Below are 20894 nucleotides of genomic sequence, written 5' to 3'. Positions count from 1 at the left end.
CCTGCGGGCGGACGCCCCCGACACGGCGCCGCGAAAACCCGGTGGGGCTCGCCCGGATCGGCGACCCCGGATGCTGAGGGCGTTGTGCCAGTTTGCTGGTGCGGTGGCGTGAGACGTCATGCGGGGGCGCCACTCCCGCATGACGCCGCCCGCCACAGTGCCGGCGATCGAGGTCAGCGCATCAGCGCGTCGATCCCGTCCTTGTCGACGTACAGCTCTACGCGGCCGGTCGCGCGGTCGACCCGGGCGAGCAGGGGTGCGCGCTTGCCGGCGTCGACCTTCTTGCCGTCAGCAAGCTCGACCCGCAGCGTCCCCATCGCCCATACCGCTACACCCTCCATCACGTCGTCGTCCATCCCGCCCCGCCTTCCCTCGTCGTCGTGGTCACGCCTCGTCATCGTTCCAGCGGAACCGCCAGACCAGGCGGCACCGCGCAGCGGGGCCGGCCGACCTGGATTCCGGTTGCGCATGACGCTCATCTCCGCCGTGCGGGAGAGCCGAGGCTGGGCCTTGCCCCTGGATCTTGGACGCGCTCGTCGGCGATGACGCGGTCAGGCCGAGTGTAGCGGCTTGAGCTGCCTCGAAGGTGTTCGGTGCCAGGTAGCCGCACGCGGAGTAGCGGCGCCTGGTGTGGTAGCGGGTGAACGCGCTGTTCAGCGCATCAACAAGGTGCCCCATCCGCGACGATGTCACCGGCAGTGGGCCGCCCGCCACCGGTGGTGGCTGCAACCCGAGGTCGAGCAGGTCAGCGACCCTGGAGCATCAGAACCGTCGATCCATGATCAAAGGTGGGCCCGGATCGGCGACCCCCGAGAGATCCCTGCCCTCGCGGCGCACCTGAGAGTGGGCTTCGGGGACAGCGGCGACGAAGGCAGGAAAGCGAAACGGGAACACACCACATCTTTCGATGTCGCGTGTTCCCGTAAGACACTTGGGGTGGAGCTGAGGGGACTCGAACCCCTGACCCCCTGCATGCCATGCAGGTGCGCTACCAGCTGCGCCACAGCCCCGAAAGGGCGGAAACCCACCCATCGGATGTTCTTGCCGATCCGGTGGAGCTGAGGGGACTCGAACCCCTGACCCCCTGCATGCCATGCAGGTGCGCTACCAGCTGCGCCACAGCCCCGCGATCGTTGCCCGCCGGCCTCAGGCCCGCAGGAACGTCCGTGATCCTATGCGCTGTGGGTCGCCGCGTCCAAATCGGCAGACGGCTCGCGGACGCCGGAGCGCGCTCAACCCGCCGTCATCCCCACGGTGTCCGAGACCTGCTCCGCACCCGTCTCCGGGCCGGCCCGCCACGCCTCGGGCGCGTACGCAGCGCCGACGTTGTGCGCGACGACCCGCCACGGCGGCTGAGACCCCCCACGAGCCCGGGTGAGCTGCGACCAGTGAGCGTTGGTGAGCCCGACGACGCCGCGCCAATCCGAGTCCAGCCCGAGCATCGCCGTGACCGCGAGCGTGATGGCCGCGCCGTGCGACACCACGACGAGGGTGTCGGCGGGGTCGAGCCCGGCCGCATGCTCCTCGATCGCGGTACGGGCACGGTCGGCCACCTGCGCGCGGGTCTCGCCGCCCGGGGGGACTCCCGTCTCGTCGTCCCCGCGCCGCCACGCGGCGTGCTGCTGTGGCCAGCGTGCGGCGATCTGAGCGCCCGTCAGGCCCTCCCACTCACCGAACCCGCGCTCGCGCAGGCGCGGCTCGGGCACGACGCCCAGCCCCAGCAGATCCGCGTACGCCGCGGCCGTGTCGGTGGCCCGGCCCAGGTCGGACGCGACGACGAGCGCCGCGCGGTGCGTGCGCGCGAGCGCACGAGCGGCCTCGCCTGCCTGCCAGCGCCCGACGTCGTCGAGCGGGACGTCGGTCTGGCCCTGGAGCCGTTCGGCCACGTTCCACGCGGTTCGCCCGTGCCGCAGCAGGACGACGGTCCCCGCGCCCACCGCGTGCCTCAGTGCGTGGTCGTCGCTGTTTCCGGCCCTGCGGCCGGTGCGACGACGTCGGCGGGCAACGGCACGACGGGGCAGTCCTTCCACAGCCGTTCGAGCGCGTAGTAGACGCGGTCCTCGGCGTGCTGGACGTGCACCACGACCTCGCCGAAGTCGAGCAGCACCCACCGGCCCTCGGACTTGCCCTCGCGGCGGATCGGCTTGGCACCGGCCTTGTGCATGGCTTCCTCGATCGCGTCGACGATCGCGGCTACCTGGCGCTCGTTGGTGCCCGACGCAATGAGGAACACGTCCGTCAGGACGAGCTGCTCGCTGACATCGAGGGCGATGATCTCCTCAGCCTTGAGCTCGGACGCCGCACGGGCGGCGACTCCCGCCAGCTCGACGGCACGCTCGGTCGCGGTCACAGAATCCCTCTCGATGGGGTGGTCGTGTCGGTCACGACGGCGGCGCCGGTCGCGCTCGGGAAGCTCGGGCCCTCGTCGAGGACGAGCTTCCACAGCAACAGGCCCAGCACGAACGCGACGACGAACAGGATGATGTAGTGAAGCCAGGTGTACGACGAGCGGAGGTCCTCGTCCTCGTCGTCGTCCGAGGCCGGCGCCTCGGCCCGCGCGCGCACCGGGTGCTCGGGGGTGACGAACGAGTCGAAGGGCGACGGCTGGGGCTGCGACGGCGGCAGTGCTCCGGGCAGCGGCGACGGCGTCGCATCGGCCGGGGCGCCTGTCGAGCCGGCGGTGATCGAACCCCAGCTCGGTGCGGCCGGAACGGCCCCCGCGTGCGGGGCGACCCCCGCCGCGGCTGAGGCCGGTGCCACCGCGCCTGGTGCCGCGGCAGCCGGCGTGGAGGCAGGCGCCGCCGTCGACGCCCACGGAGAGCGCGTCGTCGGCGGAGCAGCCGGAGCAGGAAGCGACGTGGGCGCGACGCGAGGAGCCGTCACGGCGGCACCCGCCGCAGCGGGCCTCACCGGGGCGGGGGTCACCACGGCTGGGCTCACACCGGCGGCCGGGGCCTGGACGGGCGCGAGGCGCGGAGCGGTCACGGACGTCTGCCCGATCGACGGCGCGGGCGAGCCGGACTGCGGCGGGCCCCCGGCGGGCCGCGGGAACGCAGCGGCGGACGGCGGCGTCGGACCCCCGGCGGCGGGCTGGCGCGCCGACGTCCGGGTCGGCGCCGGCACGACGGGTGCGGCTGGTGACGCGGCGACCGGTGCCCCCGCGGGGCGCTGGACCGGCGTGAGCCGACCCGTCTCGTCGAGACCTCGGATCCCGCCCGTCGACACAGGGGGGCGGACCACCGGCGCCGAGGCCGGCGCCGGTGCGGCGGGAGCGTGCAGCGAACGGCGGGTGAGCGCCGGTGCCGGTGACGGCGCGGCGGGACTCGGCGCGCCACCTGGCGCGGCACCCGCGGCGGCGGCGCGGGCCGCCTGCTCGCGCTCACGGATCTCACGCCGCGTCAGCGGGCGGCCCGGGTTGCTCTCACTCATCGTGTGCCTCGTCCCTGTTCGACTCGACGCTCTGACCTCGATACAGGCCGTGCTTGGCGATGTACTGGACCACGCCGTCGGGTACCAGGTACCAGACGGGCTTTCCGGCTTCGGCCCGGCGGCGGCAGTCCGTCGAGGAGATCGCCAACGCGGGAACCTCCAACGTCGTCACCGCCCCTTCGGGGATGCCGTCGATGCTCAGATTGTGCCCTGGACGGTTGACGGCCACGAAATGAGCCATGCCCCAAAGCGCAGACGCGTCTTTCCACGCGAGGATCTGCGCCACCGCATCAGCCCCCGTGATGAAGAACAGATCGGCGTCCGGGCGCTGCGCGCTCAGGTCTCGGAGCGTGTCGACCGTGTACGTCAGACCCGGCCGGTCGATGTCGACCCGGCTCACCATGAACCGCGGGTTGGACGCCGTCGCGATCACCGTCATCAGGTAGCGATGCTCGGCCGAGGTGACCTTGCGGTCCTGCTTGAAGCTCGGCTTGCCCGTCGGGACGAAGACCACCTCGTCGAGCCCGTAGCTCGCCGCGACCTCGGACGCGGCCACGAGGTGGCCGTGGTGGATCGGGTCGAACGTGCCACCCATCACGCCGACTCGAGGGCGGCCCGTCCGCTCCGCCGGGCTCATGCCGCGCCCCATGCTCAGTGGCGGTTCCCCACGTTGCGGAACGCGTACGTCGCCAAGAGAGCGACGACGAGCGCACCGAAGGCCAGCAGGCCGACGACAACGGGTTCCATGGATCCTCCGTCTGGGTTCGTGTTCGTTCCGCGGACCGCCGTCGGCGGGCCGCGGTGGTCGGGTCAGTCTCTCACGGCCGCACATGGCCCTCGCCGCGGACCACCCACTTCGTGGTGGTCAGCTCGGCAAGCCCCATCGGGCCACGCGCGTGCAGCTTCTGGGTCGAGATGCCGATCTCGGCGCCCAGCCCGAGCTCGCCTCCGTCGGTGAACCGCGTCGAGGCGTTGACCATCACCGCGGCCGAGTCGACCTCCGCCACGAACCGGTCGGCCGCCGACAGGTCGTTGGTCAGGATCGCCTCGGTGTGCCCCGAGGAGTAGGTGCGGATGTGGTCGATCGCCTCGTCGATCGAGTCGACCACCCGCACGGCGAGCTCGAGAGCCAGGTACTCGGTGGCCCAGTCGTGCTCGGTCGCCGGGCTCACGACGACGTCCGCGGGGGCCGCCGCGGCCGTCCGCGCATCACCGTGCAGCACCACGCCGGCGCCGGCCAGCGCGGTCAGCATCCGGCCCAGGAACGCACCCGCGGCGTCGGCGTGAACCAGCAGGGTCTCGGCCGCGTTGCACACCCCGACGCGCTGCGTCTTGGCGTTCATCACGATGTCGACCGCCTGGTCGAGGTTCGCCGAGGCGTCGACGTAGACGTGGACGTTGCCGACGCCGGTCTCGATCACCGGCACCGAGGACTCCTCGACGACGGTGCGGATCAGGCTCGCCCCGCCGCGCGGGATGAGGACGTCGACCAGGCCGCGCGCGTGCATGAGCGCGACCCCGCCGGGCCGGCCGTAGGCGTCGATGGTCTGCACCAGGTCGGCGGGCAGGCCCTGGCCCTCGAGCGCGTCGCGGAGGACCCGCACGATCACCTCGTTGGACCGGATCGCCGCCGAGCCGCCGCGCAGGATCACGGCGTTGCCGCTCTTGAGCGCGAGGCCCGCGGCGTCGACCGTGACGTTGGGCCGCGCCTCGTAGATCATGCCGACCACGCCCATCGGCACGCGCAGCTGCTGCAGCCGCAGGCCGTTGGGCAGGGTCTGCCCGCGCACCACGTCCCCGACCGGGTCGGGCAGCGCGGCGACCGCGCGCAGCGCGGCCGCGATGGACCCGACCCGCGCCGGCGTCAGGGCCAGCCGGTCGAGCAGGCCTGCGTCCATGCCGCCCGCACGCTCACGCTCGACGTCCTGCCCGTTCGCCGCCACGATCTCGTCCGCCGCCGCTTCCAGCGCGTCCGCGACGGCGTGCAGCGCGGCGTCCTTGACCCCCCGGCTGGCGGTCGCGAGCGCACGCGAGGCGACCTGTGACCGGCGGGCGACCGCGCGCACCGCAGCCTCGACGTCGGGATCCGCCGCGGGCGACGGCGCGGTGGGGCTCGGCACTGCGGAGGAGGGCGTGACGGCAGTCATGCGCACGAGCCTACTGTCCGCCGCCGCAAGCAGGCAGAATCCGAGGATGACCGCGGTCTCCACCCGTACCGAGCGGCTCGACCGGCTGCCGTTCACACGCGCGCACACGCGCCTGCTCGTCGGCTCCGGGATCGGATGGGCGCTCGACGCCATGGACGTGGGCATCATGTCGTTCGTGCTCGTCGCGATCGGCGAGCAGTGGGCGCTGTCCACGGGCGAGCGCTCGTTGCTCGGCTCGATCGGGTTCGCCGGCATGGCCGTCGGTGCCGCGCTCGGCGGGATGCTCGCCGACCGGGTGGGCCGGCGCCAGGTGTTCGCCCTCACGCTGCTCGTGTACGGGCTGGCCACGGGCGCCTCGGCGCTGGCCGGCGGGCTCGCGGTGCTGCTGGCGCTGCGGTTCGTCGTCGGCCTGGGGCTCGGGGCCGAGCTGCCCGTGGCCTCGACGCTGGTCAGCGAGTACGCCCCCGCACGGATCCGCGGGCGCGTCGTCGTCGTCCTGGAGTCGTTCTGGGCGGTGGGGTGGGTTGCGGCCGCCGTCGTCGGGCTGCTGCTCGTGCCCTCGTCCGCCAACGGATGGCGGTGGGCGTTCGCGATCGGGCTCGTGCCCGCGGCCTACGCGCTGTACGTGCGCACGAACCTGCCCGAGTCGGTGCGCTTCCTGGAGCGCCGGGGCCGCCACGACGAGGCGGAGGCGGCGGTGCGGGTCTTCGAGACGTCGGCCGGCGCGCGCCAGGACTCCCCGCGCACTCAGCCCCGAGCGCGCCCGCGGGCCACGGCGCACCGGGCGCAACGGGCGCAACGGGCCCCGCGGCGACGTCGGCCGCGCCTGCCCGCGTCACCGTGCGCGAGCTGTTCGCGCCCGCGCTGCGCCGGCGGACGATCGCGCTCTGGCTCACGTGGTTCGGGGTGAACTTCGCCTACTACGGCGCGTTCACCTGGATACCGACCCTGCTGGTCGCCGACGGCTTCTCGATGGTGCGCTCGTTCGGCTACACGCTCGTGATCACGCTCGCGCAGCTTCCGGGGTACGCCGTGTCGGCATGGCTCATCGAGGTCTGGGGGCGCCGTGCGGTGCTCGTGACGTTCCTCGCGGGATCGGCGGCCTCGGCCGTCGGGTTCGGCCTCGCCGGCTCCGTCCCGCAGATCCTGACGGCGGGCGTCCTGCTGTCGTTCTTCAACCTGGGCGCGTGGGGCGCCCTGTACGCGGTGACGCCGGAGAGCTACCCGACGCGCGTCCGCGCCACGGGCGCCGGGAGCGCGACGGCGTTCGGGCGCCTCGCCTCGATCCTCGCGCCCCTGCTGGTCCTGCCCCTGCACGCGTCGATCGGCACGGGCGGCGTCTTCACGACGTTCGCGGCCGCCTTCGCCCTGGCCGTCGTCGGCGCCAGCCTCCTAACCGAGCTGAAGGGCCGCCGCCTCGAGGAGTAGGCCCGGCCCACCCCGGCGACGGGACGGGCTCGTGCACGATCCGGCCCGTCCGGTGCACCGACGCATGCCACCGCCGAGGGTCAGACCCCGTTGAGCACCAGGTCGTCGCGGTGCACGACCTCACGGTCGTAGCCCTCCCCCAGCGACGCGCGCAGGTCCGAGGTGTGCCTGCCCAGCAGCGCCGGCAGCTCGTGGGAGTCGAACGCGACCAGGCCGCGCGCCACGACCACGCCGTCGGGACCGACGAGCTCGACGGGGTCGCCCGCGTCGAAATCACCCTCGACGCGTGTGATCCCCGCAGGCAGCAGCGACGCCCGCCCGCCCAGGACGGCGCGCGCGGCGCCGTCGTCGACGTGCAGGCGACCCCGCACGCGTGCGGCGTGCGCGATCCACAGCCGGCGCGCCGACGCCCGCCGCCCCGTGGCCGCGAAGAACGTGCCGACGTCGTCGCCCGCGAGCGCCCGCGCGGCGTTGACCGCCGCGGTGAGCACCACGGGGATGCCCGAGCACGTCGCGATCCGCACCGACTCCAGCTTGGTGACCATCCCGCCCGTGCCGACGGCGCTGCCCCTGCTGGTGACGGGCACGTCGGCGATCTCGGCAAGGTCGCCGACGTGGGAGATGCGCTGCGCGCCGGGGTGCGTCGGAGGGCGGTCGTGCAGGCCGTCGACGTCGGTGAGCAGCACGAGGGCGTCGGCCCGCACCAGGTGCGAGACGAGCGCGGCGAGCCGGTCGTTGTCGCCGAACTTGAGCTCGTCGGTGGTCACGGCGTCGTTCTCGTTGACGACGGGGACGACGTCGAGCGCGAGCAGCCGCGACAGCGAGCGCTGGGCGTTCTTGTAGCGCAGGCGCCGCACCGTGTCCTCGGCCGTGAGCAGCACCTGGCCGACCCGCACGCCGTGGTGCGCGAACGCCTCGGCGTAGCGAGCGACGAGCAGGCCCTGGCCGACGGAGGCGGCGGCCTGCATGGTCGCCAGGTCGCGCGGCCGCGCGGGGAGCCCGAGCGGGCCGATGCCGGCGGCCACGGCACCCGAGGTCACGAGCACCACCTGGGTGCCGTCGGCGTGCGCCTTGGCCAGCACCTCGACGAGCGCGCGCAGCGCATCGAGGTCGAGGTGCCCGTCGGTGCCCGTGAGCGACGACGAGCCGATCTTGACGACGACGCGCCGGGCGGCCGGCAGGGCGGAGCGGGTTCGTGCGAGGGTCACGCCTCCCATCATCGCTGACGTGCCCGCGACGACGGGCGTGGCGCCCGGGGGGTGGTCGCCCCCGGGCGCCGGCCGGGTCAGGACACGGCGACCGTCATGCGGGTGCCGTTCTGGTTCTTGACGGCGATCGTGACACCGACGCCGGGGAGCTTGACGCCCTGGTTCGGCATCGCGTCGTAGAAGTAGGTGTCGGTGTCGCGGAAGACGGGGTTGCCCGGCAGCCCGCCGAACGTGTTGGGCACGCCGTCGACGTGGAGGGTCACCCGGTCGGTGCGCGCCAGGCCGAACGGGGCGTCGTAGACCTGCACGCGGGCGCGCCACAGGTCGCCCGTCGAGGTCTGCGCGAACGGTTCGGGGTGGGCGTCGATGTACAGGTTCCGGCCACTGCCGGGGTGGACGACGGTGTCGTTGTCGGCGACCGACGTGTCCCAGTACGAGATGAGCAGGCCCTGCTGGTAGGCGAAGTGGTCGACCTTGTTCGGCAGCGCCGCACCGTACCCGAAGAAGTACGGGCCCGTCTTGAGGTACTGGTCGTACGACACGTAGGTGCGGTTGGCGGCGATGTAGTAGCCGGGGTGGCTCGTCTCGTACGTCGCCCCCGCCGCCACGAACCCGTCGCCCGACCACTCGCCCAGCCCGCCCTCGGCGTCGCCGATGACGGTGCCGCCCAGCGCGATGTCGTCGAGGACGACGCCGTCGGGCACCGCCGGGTCGTTGCCCGAGACCGCCGGGTCGGTGACATAGGCGAAGGTCAGCTCGACGCTCTGCCCGGCGTAGGCCGACAGGTCGACCGACCGCTGCCCCCAGGCCGCCTGGGTGCCGTCCCACGCGTCGACCCGGGCACCGTTGGCGAGCACCTGCACGTAGTCGTACCCGGACTCGATGTCGTACCGCGTCTGGAAGGTCAGCACGGGGTCGCCGGCGGGCACGGTCACGGTCCGTTCGAGCGAGATCACGCTGTTGTCGGTGTGGCCCGAGTAGTACTGGCCCGAGCCGGCGTACGGGGCCCCGAGATCGTGCGTGACGTGCTTCTCGGGCAGGGCCACGACGACCGCCTGCGGGTCCTTGCTGTTGTACTCGGACGCACCGAGCGTGACGGTCTTCTTCTGCCCGCGCGCACGAGCGTGTAGTCGAGCCACCCGAGCTGGAGCTTGTTCCACGCCCCGAGGTCGCCGCCGCGTTCGCCGATGCCCCCGTCCGTGGCCGACCCGAGCCGGCTCTGGGCCATGAGAGTCCAGTACTCGTTGTTGTTGTCGCCGCCGACGATCGCGTTGTAGTCGTCGGGCAGGCCCAGGTCGTGCGTGTACTCGTGGTAGAAGACCGATCGGCCGCCGTTCTCGGGCTGGATGGTGTAGTCACCCACGAAGAAGCCCGTGAAGTCGTCGGTCGCCGTGACGGTGCCGTCGGCGTTGATCGTGCCGCCGATCGGCGTGCCGGTGTTGCACGCGCGGCCGTCGAAGCAGCTCGGGCCGTAGGCCAGGTTGGCGTACCACCGGTGGCTCCAGATGGCGTCGGTCCCGTAGATCGGGTCGCCGTCGGCCTCGTCCCCGCCCGCGTGCACGATCTGGAAGTGGTCGATCCAGCCGTCGGGCTCGTTGAAGTCGCCGTCGCCGTCGAGGTCGTAGCGGTCCTGGATGTCGAACGTGGCCAGCTCGGCCTGGACGTCGGCCATCGTGCGGCCCTGCGCGAGCTGGTCGTCGACCCACTGCTTGGCCGCGTCGCGGATGAGCAGCTTGACGTCGTCGCAGACCGTGCCGCCGCACCGGTCGGTGCCGTAGCGGGCCTGCGTGTAGGGCACCTTGACCCAGTCGGTCACGACGCCGTCGACGCTGTAGCGGCCCGAGGACTGCGTCTGCATGTAGTCCTTGAGCGACTCGTCGCCGGTGCCGAAGTACAGGTCCTGGAAGTACGACTGTGCGTGGTCAGGGACCCAGACGGTCGAGTTGTCGGTCGACCGGTCCGGCGCGGGAATCTCGTTGTGCAGCGGGCCCGTGGTGCGCTGGGCGCTCGGGTCCTGCGGGAACGAGGGCGCGGTGTCACCGAACTCGACGAGGACGACGAAGATGCGGTCGGTGCCCTCGCGGGCGACCTCGACGTACTTCGACTGGTAGGAGTCCTTGCCGCCCTTGCCCTTTCCTTGACCGTGGCCCTTGCCCTGGCCCTTGCCCTGGCCCTTGCCCTGGCCCTGGCCCTTGCCCTTGCCCTGGCCCTTCGCCTGCGCCTGGCCGTCGGCCGTGCCGGCGTCCACCTGCACGACCTTCGACCCGTTGATCGTCTGCACCTGCGCGTCGCCGGACAGGACCTGCTGGATCGCCTGCTCACGCAACGCCGCCTGCTTCTCGGCAAGCGGGTTGGGCAGGTTGTCCGAGGGGACGGTCTGGGACGGCGGGCTGACGACGGGTGCTGCCTGGGCCGGTGTGGCGGCCAGGCAGGCGCCGACGAGGGCCAACCCCGCGGCGACCGCTGAGACTCTGCGCACTGCTACCTCCCTGCACGGTGTGACCTCGGCGAATGCCAAGGCTGACCGGAGTGTAAGGAGATGTGACGTACGCCACCATTGCAGAGAGGTTACGTTTTCAGTCGTCGTCCGGCCTGGCCCAGTGGCCGGCCTCGCGCTCGGTCCACAGCTCGCGGCGCGCCTCGGTCTTGGCGTCCATGCGCTCGGTGAACTCCTGGCGCTTCTCGGCACGCGTCTTGCGCGAGCGGTCCTCCAGGCGCAGGTCGGTGCCGCGCGAACCGAGCAGCTCGGGGCCGGTCATGAGCGTGGGTTCCCAGTCGAAGACGACGGCGTCGCGCTCGTCCCCGATACGCACCTCGTCGCCCGCGACCGCGCCCGCCTTGTACAGGCGGTCCTCGACGCCCAGCTTGGCGAGCCGGTCGGCCAGGAAGCCCACGGCCTCGTCGTTGTTGAAGTCCGTCTGGCGCACCCAGCGCTCGGGCTTCGAGCCGCGCACCTCGAAGTACACGCCGTCGGCGTCCTGCTTGCGGGTCACCGTGAAGCCCGCGTCGTCGACGGCGCGGGGGCGCAGGACGACACGTGCGGGAGCGGGCGCCGGCGCCTCGGCGCGCGCCTGCTCCACGATCTGCGCGAGCGCGAACGTCAGCGGGCGCAGCCCCTCGTGGCTCGCGGTCGAGATCTCGAACACCCGCAGCCCGCGCGCTTCGAGCTCGGGCTTGACGAAGTCGGCGAGCTCACGCGCCTCGGGCACGTCGATCTTGTTGAGCACGACCAGCCGGGGCCGCTCGGTGAGCGGCACCCGACCGCCCTCGATCCCGAGGTCGCCTGCGTACGCGGCGAGCTCGCCCTCGATGACGTCAAGGTCGCTGATGGGGTCGCGCCCCGGCTCCAGCGTCGCGCAGTCGAGCACGTGCACGATCACGGCGGTGCGCTCGATGTGCCGCAGGAACTCCAGCCCCAGCCCCTTGCCCTCGCTCGCCCCCGGGATGAGGCCCGGCACGTCGGCGACGGTGAAACGCGAGTCGCCCGCCTCGACCACGCCCAGGTTGGGCACGAGCGTGGTGAACGGGTACTCGGCGATCTTCGGGCGGGCGGCCGAGACAGCGGCGACCAGGGACGACTTGCCGGCGCTCGGGAAGCCCACCAGCGCGACGTCGGCGATGGTCTTGAGCTCGAGCACGACGTCGGCCGTCTCCCCCGGCTCGCCCAGCAGCGCGAACCCCGGGGCCTTGCGCTTGGGCGAGGCGAGCGCCCGGTTGCCCAGGCCGCCGCGACCGCCGGCCGCCACGACGTACTCGGCGCCCGCACCGACCAGGTCGGCCAGCACGTTCCCGTCGAGGTCCTTGACGACCGTGCCGTCCGGGACGGTCAGCACCAGGTCCTCGCCCTTGGCGCCGTCACGATCGTCGCCCATGCCCTGCGTGCCGCTCGTCGCGCTGCGGTGCGGCGAGTGGTGGTAGGCGAGCAGCGTCGTCGTCTGGGGGTCGACGACGAGGCGGACGCTGCCGCCGTCGCCGCCGTTGCCGCCGTCGGGGCCGGCGAGCGGCTTGAACTTCTCGCGGCGGATCGAGGCGACTCCGTGGCCACCGTCACCGCCGGCAGCGTGCAGCACGACCCTGTCGACAAAGCTGGCCATGGGGGCATCCTCTCAAGAGCAAGACGAGGGGGACGCGCCGACTCCGGCGCGTCCCCCTCCGCAGACGTTCGGGCTGAGGCTCAGGCCTCTGCCGTGACGATGTCCACGACCTTGCGGCCGCGGCGCGTCGCGAACTTGACCGCGCCGGCGGCCAGTGCGAACAGCGTGTCGTCGCCACCGCGGCCGACGTTCTCGCCCGGGTGGAAGTGGGTGCCGCGCTGGCGGACGATGATCTCGCCCGACTTGACGACCTGACCGCCGAAGCGCTTCACGCCGAGCGACTTGGCGTTCGAGTCACGACCGTTGCGCGAGGAGCTCGCGCCCTTCTTGTGTGCCATTCTGGGGACCTGCTTTCAGGACGTACGGGAAGAAGATCGCGCGGGCGCCGGGGCGCCCGCAGCGGAAGTCACTTGATGCCGGTGACCTTGAGGCGGGTCAGCGACTGGCGGTGACCCTGGCGCTTGCGGTAGCCGGTCTTGTTCTTGTACTTGAGGATGACGATCTTCGGGCCCTTCTCGTCCCGCACGACCTCAGCCGTGACCTTGACCTTCGCCAGCTTCGCGGCGTCGGTGGTCACCTTCTCCCCGTCGACCAGCAGCAGCGCGGGAAGCTCGACCGTGTCACCGGCCTTCGCCTCGATGCTGTTCATGACGACGATGTCACCGACGGACACCTTCTCCTGACGGCCACCGGCCTTGACGATCGCGTACACCATGTTGCGTCTCTCCTGGTCTGGGCGTGCCGCACGGCGTCGTACACCGTCTTGGTCTGCAACTCGAGTTCCATTGCTGGCCCGCCGCGGCGGTCGAGTGCGGTGCGTCCGTGGGGCACACGGGACTGGCACGCCGATGGGCGTGCCGACACAAGAGTCTACACGAGCACCGCTCCCCGGCGAACAGGGCCCCGGCAGGACGGCACGCGCGCCCACCGGAACGACGACGCGCGCGCCGACGTGCGCGCCCTTGTGCGGCGTGAGCGTTCGGGCGGGAGCATGGGCGGATGGACTGCGACGACGACGTCGAGGCCGCCCTGCGCACGGTGGACCGCCGTGGGTTCCTGCCGCGGGCCGCGCTCGCCTCCGCCGGTCAGGACCGCCCGCTCGCCATCGGGCACGGGCAGACGTGCTCCCAGCCGTCGACCGTCGCGGCGATGCTGCGCCTCCTCGACGTCCACCCCGGCGCCCGTGTGCTCGACGTCGGCGCCGGCTCGGGCTGGACGACGGCGCTCCTGGCCCACCTGGTCGGGCCCGACGGGCGGGTGCTCGGCGTCGAGAGGCGCGCGGACCTGGCCGCCTGGGGCGCCACCAACCTCGCCCGGCACGGCATGCCGTGGGCGAGCGAGGTGGCGGCCCTCCCCGGGGTGCTGGGCTGGCCGCGCGACGGCGGCTGGGAACGGATCCTCGTCTCCGCGGCGGCCCGCCGGCTGCCGGCCCCGCTGGTGGCGCAGATCGCCCCCGGCGGCCGGATGGTCATCCCCGTCGGCCACACGATGACGTGCGTGCGGGTCGGACCCGACGGGTTCCCACACCTCTCGGAGCACGGGACCTACGCGTTCGTCCCCCTGATCGAGGAGTGAGCGGCCGGCGCGCACCCGTCAGCCGCGATGGGCGCGGCAGCGGGCCTCGTACGACTCCGCCCCACCGACGTGCGCCGCGACCGGCGCGGCCGCGTCCGCACCGCCGTCGAGCGCGACGCCGCGCGCGACGCGCACGTGGTAGGCGGCGTCACGCCCGCACACCATGCACACAGCGGTGAGCTTGTCGACGCGCTCCGCCACCGCCATGAGCGCGGGCAGCGGCTCGAAGGGCGAGCCGTCGAAGGTCACCGACAGCCCCGCCACGACGACGACGAGTCCCGCGTCGGCGAGCGCCACCGCGACCGGGACGAGCTCGGGTCCGAAGAACTGCGCCTCGTCGATCGCGACGAGCTCGGTGCCCGGCTCCACGAGCCCGGGGATCTCGCCGGCGCCGGCCACCGTGGCCGAAGGCACCTCCAGCCCCGAGTGGGACGCCACCCGGCCGCCGCCCGCACGCACGTCGAGCGCGTGGTTGACGACGACGACGCCCCGGTGAGCCAGCCGCGCGCGGCGCACCCGCCGCACGAGCTCCTCAGACTTGCCCGCGAACATGGGCCCGGCGACGACCTCGATGCGCCCCGCTCCCCCGGCGAGCTCCGACGCCGCGCGCCCTCGCGCCCCGGGCGGACCGGACGGCGAAGGGCGCGCGGCCACGGGATCAGGCCTCGGCGTCGGCGGGCGGCATCGCCGCCTGGTCGTGCGCGTGCGCGGCCGCGGCCGCGATCGTCGCGAGCGTCGCCTTGACGGCCTCGCGCTCCGGCGAGTTGCCCTCGGGCAACTTGGGCAGCTCGAGGTGCGGCACCGGCTCGGCGGACCGGGTGGCGCGCTTGCGGCGCGTGCGCTTCGCGTCACCGGCCGCGGCACCGGCGTCGGGCGTCTCGGCGTGGCCGCTGCCGCCCTTCTCCAGGGGCTCGGTGTGCACGATGAAGCCGCGGCCCTTGCAGTGCTCGCACGTCTCGCTGAACGCCTCGACGAGGCCCTGGCCCACACGCTTGCGCGTCATCTGGACCAGGCCGAGCGAGGTCACCTCGGCCACCTGGTGCTTGGTGCGGTCGCGGCCCAGGCACTCCACCAGACGCCGCAGCACCAGGTCGCGGTTGGACTCCAGCACCATGTCGATGAAGTCGATGACGATGATTCCGCCGATGTCGCGCAGCCGGAGCTGGCGGACGATCTCCTCCGCCGCCTCGAGGTTGTTGCGCGTGACGGTCTCCTCGAGCGTGCCGCCCGCACCGGTGAACTTGCCGGTGTTGACGTCGATGACGGTCATCGCCTCGGTGCGGTCGATCACGAGCGACCCGCCCGAGGGCAGCCAGACCTTGCGGTCCATGCCCTTGGCGAGCTGCTCGTCGACGCGGTGCACCGCGAAGGCGTCCGTGGGCTCGGCCCACTTCGTCACACGCTCGCGCAGGTCCGGGGCGAGCTCCTCGACGTACGTCGAGACCTCCTGCCACGCGCCGTCGCCCTGCACGATGAGCGAGGTGAAGTCGTCGTTGAAGATGTCCCGCACGACGCGGATCGCGAGGTCGGGCTCGCCCTGCAGCAGCGCCGGGGCGCTCGTGCTGGACTTGCCCGCCTTCGCGGAGATGGCGTTCCACTGCGCCTGGAGGCGCTCGACGTCGGCCTTGAGCTCGTCCTCCGACGCGCCCTCGGCAGCGGTGCGCACGATGACGCCTGCCCCTCGGGCACGATCTCGCGCAGCACCTTCTTGAGGCGGTTGCGCTCGACGTCGGGCAGCTTGCGGCTAATGCCCGTCATGCCGCCGCCCGGCACGAGCACCAGGTACCGGCCGGCGAGCGTGACCTGCGACGTCAGGCGGGCACCCTTGTGGCCGATCGGGTCCTTGGTGACCTGCACCAGCACCGAGTCGCCCGACTTGAGAGCCTGCTCGATACGGCGCGGCTGACCGCCCTCGAGGCCCGCGGCGTCCCAGTTCACCTCGCCGGCGTACAGCACGGCGTTGCGGCCCTTGCCGACGTCCACGAACGCGGCCTCCATGGAGGGGAGCACGTTCTGCACGCGGCCCAGGTACACGTTGCCGACCATCGAGGACTGCGACTGCTGGGAGACGTAGTGCTCGACGAGGACGCCGTCCTCGAGCACCGCGATCTGCGTGCGGCCGTCCTTCTCCCGCACGACCATCGAGCGCGTGACCGCCTCCCGGCGCGCCAGGAACTCGGCCTCCGTGATGATCTGGCGGCGGCGGCCCGCGTCGCGGCCCTCGCGCCTGCGCTGACGCTTGGCCTCGAGGCGCGTCGAGCCCTTGAGCGCGGTGACCTCGTCGGAGGACCGCGTGCCGCGCGGGCCCGACTCGGCGCGCTCGGCACGCGAGCCCCGGCGACGCCGGCGACGACGGCGCGAACCGCCCGCCTCGTCGTCCGCGGCCTCGGCCTCGGCCTCGGCCTCGCCGTCGTCGTCGCCGTCGTCGCCGGTCTCGGCCGGCTCGGCGTCATCGCCCTCGTCGCCCTCGTCGTCGTCCTCGGGGCGGCGGCCACCGCGGCGACCACGTCCTCCCCGGCGACGCCGACGGCGCGGGCGGTCGTCGGCGGACTCGATCTCCGCGTCCTCGTCGTCCGCGACAAGGTCGTCGGCGGTCAGCGCGACCAGCTCGACGCCGTCGGCCACGAGCTCGGCCTCGATCGCAGCGACCTCCTCGGCCGCCGCGGCCTCCTCCTCGGTGAGCTCGACGGGCTCCTCGGCCGGCTGGTCGGCAGGGTCTGCCGTCGGCGCGGCGGGCTCGTCCTGGGGGTGCGGCGGCCCGGCCGGCGCCTGCGCGCGGCGCGACCGGCGCGACGTCGTCAGGTCGGGTGCCTGGAAGAGCATGGCCGTGGTGGCCAGGCGCGGCGTCGTCGACCCCGGCGCCTGGGCCGCGGTCGTCCCGGCCTCGCTCCCGGCCTTGGGCTGCGTCGCGTCGGGCTGCGTCGCGTCGGTCTGCGCGGCCTCGGCCTGCGTGGCCCGCGAGCGACGCGCGCGCGTCGGCCGCTGCACCGCCGGTGCCTCGTCTCCGCTCGCGGGCACCGGCGCCGAGGCGTCGGGCGCGGGCGCCTCGGACGTGGCGCGACGGCGTCCGCGCCGGGGTGCGGGGGTGTCCGCCTCGGCGGGGGCGGTCGCGGTCGGGCCGTTCGGCAGCTCGATGTCGTCGAGCGAGCGCACGGCGCGCCGCGGCCGCTTGACGGGCGCTTCGGCCGTCGTCTCGGCGAGGTCGGTCGGGCCCGCGGGCTCGACGGCGGGTTCGGCGGGCGCATCGGAGGCCGCCACGGCGGGGGCCTCGGAGGCTGCATCGGCGGGAGCCTCGGCAGCCGCCTTCTCGACGGTGCGCTCCTTGGTGGTGCGCGCCTTGGTGGTGCGCGCCTTGCTCGCGCCCGCCTTGCTCGCGCCCGCCTTGGCGGTGCCCGCCTTGGTGGTGCCCGCCTTGCTCGCACCGGCCTTGCTGGCGCCCGCCTTGGCGGCGCGCGGCTCGGTCTCGCCGTCCGAGGTCGCGGTGTCGGTGTCGGTGTCGGTGTCGGCCGTGCGAGGCTCGGCGGCCCGCTCCGGGAAGACGATGCCGTCGAGGGTCGGCGCGGTGCCGGACTCCGGTGTCGCGGTGGCCGGCGTGGACGCCGCCCGCCTGCGGGTGGAGGTCGTGCGCGCCGGGGTGCCGGCGTCTGCCGCCTCGGGGTCCGGCGTCGATGCCGGGCGAGACACGCGCCGGGAACGGCGCGCGGGCGCAGCGGCTGCGTCGGGCGCGGGCGGCTCGGCGGCTGCCGTGGGATTGGTCACGTCCACGGGTGCGGACGCCTTGGCGGGGTCGTCGCGCGTCGGGAGCGTGATGCCGAGGTCCGGCGTCGTCCCCGCGTCGGCCGCGGGCCCGCCGGCGGCGCGCGTCACACGGCGCCGAGCGGGCTTGCGGGTGGTGTTGCCGGTGTTGTCAGAGGTCACGCGGTGTGCTCCTGGTGCCCGGCCGCCCACCCCACACCTGTGGGCCGACGGGCTGTCGTCGCGCGGGCCGCGCGCTCAGGCGCGGCACCGGACGGAAGTCTCGGTGACGGTCGGCTGCTGGCACGTCTTCGCGGACGCCGGGCGGCCGGGGCTCCCTTCGAGCACCCCGACCGCGGCACCGCGTGCGGACGCGGAAGCTGCGGACTCGTGGCCGTCCGGGTGATGTGGCCCCGACGGTTGCGCTCCAGTATCGCACCATGACGCCACGCGAGCGTTCGGTGACACGGTGAGCGTGTCGGGCATCGCGGGTGTTCACTGTTACTACATGACCCGCTCTCGCCGGTGCGAGCGAGGTCACAGCGAGTCGTATTGACTCGTGAAGAAGTTCACGAGCACTCTGCTCGTGTGCCACGACGTGCGGGGATAGCCGTGCGGAGCGGCAGCGCCCCACTCGTTCCGAGTCCAGGAGACGCCCGATGGATGTTCTCGCGCTCGCCCGATGGCAGTTCGCCATCACCACCGTCTACCACTTCATCCTTGTTCCCCTGACGATCGGTCTCGCGCCACTGGTGGCGGGAATGCAGACCGCGTGGGTCGTCACCAAGAACGAGCGGTGGCTCAGGCTGACCAAGTTCTTTGGCAAGTTGTTGCTCATCAACTTCGCGCTCGGTGTCGCAACCGGCATCGTGCAGGAGTTCCAGTTCGGCATGACCTGGAGCGAGTACTCGCGGTTCGTCGGCGACGTGTTCGGCGCTCCGCTCGCCATGGAGGCGCTCGCCGCGTTCTTCATCGAGTCGACGTTCCTGGGCCTGTGGATCTTCGGCTGGGACCGCCTCAGCAAGAAGGTCCACCTGGCATGCGCCTGGCTGTTCGCGCTGGCCACGAACCTGTCCGCGCTGTTCATCCTCTCCGCCAACTCGTGGATGCAGCACCCGGTCGGCACGACGTACAACCCCGAGACCGGGCGTGCCGAGATGGAGTCCATCGGCGCCGTCCTCGGCAACAACACCTTGTGGGCGGCGTTCCCACACACCGTCACCGCGTCGTTCCTGCTCTCGGGCACGTTCATGTGCGGTATCGCCACCTGGTGGATGGTGCGCCTGGTTCGGTCGAAGAAGCCCGAGCTCGTCGCCCTCGCCCGCGACACGTACCGGCCCGCCGTCGTGCTGGGTGCCGTCGTCATGCTGATCTCCGGAGTCGGGGTCATCATCTCGGGCGACGCACAGGGCAAGATCATGTACGAGCAGCAGCCAGGCAAGATGTCCGCCGCAGAGGCACTGTGCGACTCCACCGAAGGAGCCGCGTTCTCGATCCTGACCATCGGCCCGCTCAACCCGACCTGTGACCAGCTCACGCGCGTCATCGAGGTCCCGGGCCTGGCGAGCTTCCTCGGCACCGGGCACTTCTCCGGCCCCGACTCGCTGCTGCCCGGCGTCAACGACGTCCAGCAGGACATGGCGGACAAGTTCGGCGCCACCAACGAGGCCGGCGAGACGATCTCGTACACGCCGCCGCTCGGCATCTCCTACTGGTCGTTCCGGCTCATGATCGGGCTCGCCGTCTTCTCGGCCGCGCTGGCCGTGTGGTCGCTGTGGGCCACCCGGAAGGGCCGGCTGTCGGACAGCAAGTGGCTGTCCAAGCTGGCCGTCATCGCGATCCCGATGCCGTTCCTCGCCTGCTCCTTCGGCTGGATCTTCACCGAGATCGGCCGCCAGCCCTGGGTCGTGGCACCCAACCCCAGCGGCATCGACGAGGTGCGGCTGCTGACCGAGCGCGGCGTGTCCACCGCCGTCCCGGCCGGCGTCGTCCTCACGTCGATGATCGTGTTCACCGTGGTCTACGCCGTGCTCGGCGTGATCTGGTACCGCCTGCTGCACCGCTACGCCATCGAAGGCGTGCCGCAGGTCTACGACGAGTCACCGGAGGCGCGCGACGCCGACGGCGACGACGCCGACCGCCCGTTGTCCTTCGCATACTGACCGCCGAGCAGAGACAGGAGATCTGAGATGGACCTTTCGATCCTGTGGTTCGTCATCATCGCCGTCCTGTGGACGGGGTACCTCGTCCTCGAGGGCTTCGACTTCGGCGTCGGGATGCTGATGTCGTTCTTCCCCAAGGGGACACGCGAGCAGAAGGCAGACGAACGCCGGGTGCTGGTCAACACGATCGGCCCGGTGTGGGACGGCAACGAGGTGTGGCTGCTCACCGCGGGCGGCGCGACCTTCGCCGCCTTCCCCGAGTGGTACGCGACCCTGTTCTCGGGGTTCTACCTCCCGCTGTTCCTCATCCTGTTCGCCCTCATCGTGCGCGTCGTCGCGTTCGAGTACCGCGGCAAGATCGCGTCGGCGGCCTGGAGCCGCCGGTTCGACGTGCTCATCCAGGTGGGCTCGTGGCTCCCCGCGCTGCTGTGGGGCGTCGCGTTCGCCAACCTGGTGCGCGGCGTCCTGCTCGACGCCGATCACCAGTACATCGGCGGGTTCTGGGCGCTCCTCAACCCGTTCGCCCTGCTGGGCGGCCTGACGACGGTCGTGCTGTTCCTGCTGCACGGCTCGGTGTTCCTCGCGCTCAAGACCGACGGCGAGCTGCGTACGCGCGCCCGTGCCCTGGCCGGACGCCTGTCGATCGCCGCCGTGGTCATCGCGGGCGGCTGGGTCGTGTGGGCACAGCTCGCGTACTCGGTGACCTGGACGTGGGCCGCCGTCGTCGTCGCGGCCGGGTGCCTCGTCGGCGTCGTCGTGACCAACGCGAAGGGACGCGAGGGCTGGGCGTTCACGCTCTCGGCCGTGACCATGGCGGCCGCGGTCGCGCTCATCTTCGGGTCGATGTACCCCGACGTCATGCCGGGACGTGCCGGCGGGCCGTCGCTGTCCATCGCCCAGGCCACCTCGACCGACTACACGTTGACCGTCATGACGTGGGTCGCCGTGATCCTCACACCGGTCGTGATCGCCTACCAGAGCTGGACGTACTGGGTGTTCCGTCGCCGTCTGACGACGCGGGACCTGCCTGCCCCCGCCGGACTGTCGTGGACCAAGGTCCGCGAGGCCGTCGGAAGCCACGCCAAGCCGGCCGTCAACCAGTCGGACCTCTCGTGA

General features: G+C 72.6%; 19 protein-coding genes, 2 tRNA genes and 1 pseudogene. 6 read left to right on the top strand and 16 right to left on the bottom strand.

From position 1 onward, the window contains the following. Nucleotides 1-173: 173 nt before the first annotated feature. The 8 genes from ET495_RS01235 to ET495_RS01200 all read right to left on the bottom strand — a co-directional run bounded on the left by ET495_RS01235 (nt 174) and on the right by ET495_RS01200 (nt 5576). Nucleotides 174-356, bottom strand: coding sequence for a hypothetical protein (locus ET495_RS01235; RefSeq protein ID WP_129201968.1), 183 nt, complete (start codon nt 354-356; stop codon nt 174-176). A 581-nt stretch (nt 357-937) separates the two neighbouring features. After that, nucleotides 938-1010, bottom strand: a tRNA-Ala gene (locus ET495_RS01230). Between the two features lie 43 nt (nt 1011-1053). Next, nucleotides 1054-1126 (bottom strand) — tRNA-Ala (locus ET495_RS01225). Nucleotides 1127-1232: 106 nt separating this feature from the next. Further along, complete coding sequence (locus ET495_RS01220) at nt 1233-1937, bottom strand: histidine phosphatase family protein (RefSeq protein WP_129201966.1); 705 nt, start codon at nt 1935-1937, stop codon at nt 1233-1235. A gap of 8 nt (nt 1938-1945) precedes the next feature. Further along, on the bottom strand, nt 1946-2350 hold the full coding sequence (gene rsfS, locus ET495_RS01215) for a ribosome silencing factor (protein ID WP_129201964.1): 405 nt from the start codon (nt 2348-2350) through the stop codon (nt 1946-1948). Beyond that, nucleotides 2347-3429 carry a hypothetical protein gene (locus ET495_RS01210; RefSeq protein ID WP_129201962.1) on the bottom strand — a complete coding sequence of 361 codons (1083 nt, stop codon included), beginning with the start codon at nt 3427-3429 and terminating at the stop codon, nt 2347-2349. The genes rsfS and ET495_RS01210 overlap by 4 nt, the downstream gene beginning before the upstream one ends. Next, entirely contained in the window at nt 3422-4024 is a 603-nt protein-coding gene (gene nadD / locus ET495_RS01205; protein ID WP_245993227.1) for a nicotinate-nucleotide adenylyltransferase, read from the bottom strand. The genes ET495_RS01210 and nadD overlap by 8 nt, the downstream gene beginning before the upstream one ends. 223 nt (nt 4025-4247) lie before the next feature. Next, entirely contained in the window at nt 4248-5576 is a 1329-nt protein-coding gene (locus ET495_RS01200) for a glutamate-5-semialdehyde dehydrogenase (protein ID WP_129201958.1), read from the bottom strand. Nucleotides 5577-5622: 46 nt separating this feature from the next. Between ET495_RS01200 and ET495_RS19305 the strand changes: the two genes are divergently transcribed. Next, nucleotides 5623-6486, top strand: a complete 864-nt coding sequence (locus tag ET495_RS19305) for an MFS transporter (protein ID WP_342770132.1) — start codon at nt 5623-5625, stop codon at nt 6484-6486. Continuing rightward, a complete protein-coding gene (locus ET495_RS19300) occupies nt 6417-7004 on the top strand; it encodes an MFS transporter (protein WP_342770131.1) in 588 nt (195 codons plus the stop codon). The genes ET495_RS19305 and ET495_RS19300 overlap by 70 nt, the downstream gene beginning before the upstream one ends. A gap of 80 nt (nt 7005-7084) precedes the next feature. Here ET495_RS19300 and proB read toward each other — a convergent pair whose 3' ends face one another. The 6 genes from proB to rplU all read right to left on the bottom strand — a co-directional run bounded on the left by proB (nt 7085) and on the right by rplU (nt 13021). After that, a complete protein-coding gene (gene proB, locus ET495_RS01190) occupies nt 7085-8221 on the bottom strand; it encodes a glutamate 5-kinase (protein ID WP_129201955.1) in 1137 nt (378 codons plus the stop codon). Between the two features lie 68 nt (nt 8222-8289). Further along, on the bottom strand, nt 8290-9258 hold the full coding sequence (locus ET495_RS19070; RefSeq protein WP_211340883.1) for an immune inhibitor A domain-containing protein: 969 nt from the start codon (nt 9256-9258) through the stop codon (nt 8290-8292). Further along, nucleotides 9165-10691, bottom strand: coding sequence for an immune inhibitor A domain-containing protein (locus ET495_RS19065; protein ID WP_211340882.1), 1527 nt, complete (start codon nt 10689-10691; stop codon nt 9165-9167). The genes ET495_RS19070 and ET495_RS19065 overlap by 94 nt, the downstream gene beginning before the upstream one ends. A 97-nt stretch (nt 10692-10788) precedes the next feature. Beyond that, complete coding sequence (gene obgE / locus ET495_RS01180; RefSeq protein ID WP_129201953.1) at nt 10789-12306, bottom strand: GTPase ObgE; 1518 nt, start codon at nt 12304-12306, stop codon at nt 10789-10791. Nucleotides 12307-12386: 80 nt separating this feature from the next. Further along, on the bottom strand, nt 12387-12644 hold the full coding sequence (rpmA, locus tag ET495_RS01175) for a 50S ribosomal protein L27 (RefSeq protein ID WP_129201951.1): 258 nt from the start codon (nt 12642-12644) through the stop codon (nt 12387-12389). A 68-nt stretch (nt 12645-12712) separates the two neighbouring features. Then, nucleotides 12713-13021, bottom strand: coding sequence for a 50S ribosomal protein L21 (rplU, locus tag ET495_RS01170; protein WP_129201949.1), 309 nt, complete (start codon nt 13019-13021; stop codon nt 12713-12715). Between the two features lie 284 nt (nt 13022-13305). On the opposite strand from rplU, the gene ET495_RS01165 reads away from it, so the two are divergent. Next, nucleotides 13306-13881 (top strand): protein-L-isoaspartate O-methyltransferase family protein, encoded by a 576-nt coding sequence (locus ET495_RS01165; RefSeq protein ID WP_129201947.1) that lies wholly within the window; start codon nt 13306-13308, stop codon nt 13879-13881. An 18-nt stretch (nt 13882-13899) separates the two neighbouring features. Here ET495_RS01165 and ET495_RS01160 read toward each other — a convergent pair whose 3' ends face one another. Continuing rightward, the gene (locus ET495_RS01160) at nt 13900-14433 is read right to left on the bottom strand and encodes a thymidine kinase (protein ID WP_129205822.1); all 534 of its coding nucleotides are present in this window, start codon (nt 14431-14433) and stop codon (nt 13900-13902) included. A gap of 106 nt (nt 14434-14539) precedes the next feature. Beyond that, nucleotides 14540-16704, bottom strand: a pseudogene (locus ET495_RS19575) (Rne/Rng family ribonuclease). On the opposite strand from ET495_RS19575, the gene ET495_RS19570 reads away from it, so the two are divergent. From ET495_RS19570 to cydB, 3 genes are all read left to right on the top strand, one after another. Continuing rightward, nucleotides 16630-18060 (top strand): pentapeptide repeat-containing protein, encoded by a 1431-nt coding sequence (locus ET495_RS19570; protein WP_425471225.1) that lies wholly within the window; start codon nt 16630-16632, stop codon nt 18058-18060. The pseudogene ET495_RS19575 and the gene ET495_RS19570 overlap by 75 nt on opposite strands. Before the next feature lie 215 nt (nt 18061-18275). Continuing rightward, on the top strand, nt 18276-19778 hold the full coding sequence (locus ET495_RS01145) for a cytochrome ubiquinol oxidase subunit I (RefSeq protein ID WP_129201943.1): 1503 nt from the start codon (nt 18276-18278) through the stop codon (nt 19776-19778). 27 nt (nt 19779-19805) lie between these two features. Continuing rightward, complete coding sequence (gene cydB, locus ET495_RS01140; RefSeq protein WP_129201941.1) at nt 19806-20894, top strand: cytochrome d ubiquinol oxidase subunit II; 1089 nt, start codon at nt 19806-19808, stop codon at nt 20892-20894.

It is taken from the genome of Xylanimonas allomyrinae (assembly GCF_004135345.1).
GTDB lineage: Bacteria > Actinomycetota > Actinomycetes > Actinomycetales > Cellulomonadaceae > Xylanimonas > Xylanimonas allomyrinae.
Note: the sequence above shows the minus strand (reverse complement) of the source record. Positions and strands in the feature narration are given on the sequence as shown.

What these genes read in the sequence shown, in the direction of transcription:
- ET495_RS01235 (WP_129201968.1), bottom strand. Translation starts at nt 356, where the DNA reads ATGGACGACGACGTGATGGAGGGTGTAGCGGTATGGGCGATGGGGACG.
- ET495_RS01210 (WP_129201962.1), bottom strand. Translation starts at nt 3,429, where the DNA reads ATGAGTGAGAGCAACCCGGGCCGCCCGCTGACGCGGCGTGAGATCCGT.
- nadD (WP_245993227.1), bottom strand. Translation starts at nt 4,024, where the DNA reads ATGGGTGGCACGTTCGACCCGATCCACCACGGCCACCTCGTGGCCGCG.
- ET495_RS01200 (WP_129201958.1), bottom strand. Translation starts at nt 5,576, where the DNA reads ATGACTGCCGTCACGCCCTCCTCCGCAGTGCCGAGCCCCACCGCGCCG.
- ET495_RS19305 (WP_342770132.1), top strand. Translation starts at nt 5,623, where the DNA reads ATGACCGCGGTCTCCACCCGTACCGAGCGGCTCGACCGGCTGCCGTTC.
- proB (WP_129201955.1), bottom strand. Translation starts at nt 8,221, where the DNA reads ATGGGAGGCGTGACCCTCGCACGAACCCGCTCCGCCCTGCCGGCCGCC.
- obgE (WP_129201953.1), bottom strand. Translation starts at nt 12,306, where the DNA reads ATGGCCAGCTTTGTCGACAGGGTCGTGCTGCACGCTGCCGGCGGTGAC.
- rpmA (WP_129201951.1), bottom strand. Translation starts at nt 12,644, where the DNA reads ATGGCACACAAGAAGGGCGCGAGCTCCTCGCGCAACGGTCGTGACTCG.
- rplU (WP_129201949.1), bottom strand. Translation starts at nt 13,021, where the DNA reads ATGGTGTACGCGATCGTCAAGGCCGGTGGCCGTCAGGAGAAGGTGTCC.
- ET495_RS01165 (WP_129201947.1), top strand. Translation starts at nt 13,306, where the DNA reads ATGGACTGCGACGACGACGTCGAGGCCGCCCTGCGCACGGTGGACCGC.
- ET495_RS01160 (WP_129205822.1), bottom strand. Translation starts at nt 14,433, where the DNA reads ATGTTCGCGGGCAAGTCTGAGGAGCTCGTGCGGCGGGTGCGCCGCGCG.
- ET495_RS01145 (WP_129201943.1), top strand. Translation starts at nt 18,276, where the DNA reads ATGGATGTTCTCGCGCTCGCCCGATGGCAGTTCGCCATCACCACCGTC.
- cydB (WP_129201941.1), top strand. Translation starts at nt 19,806, where the DNA reads ATGGACCTTTCGATCCTGTGGTTCGTCATCATCGCCGTCCTGTGGACG.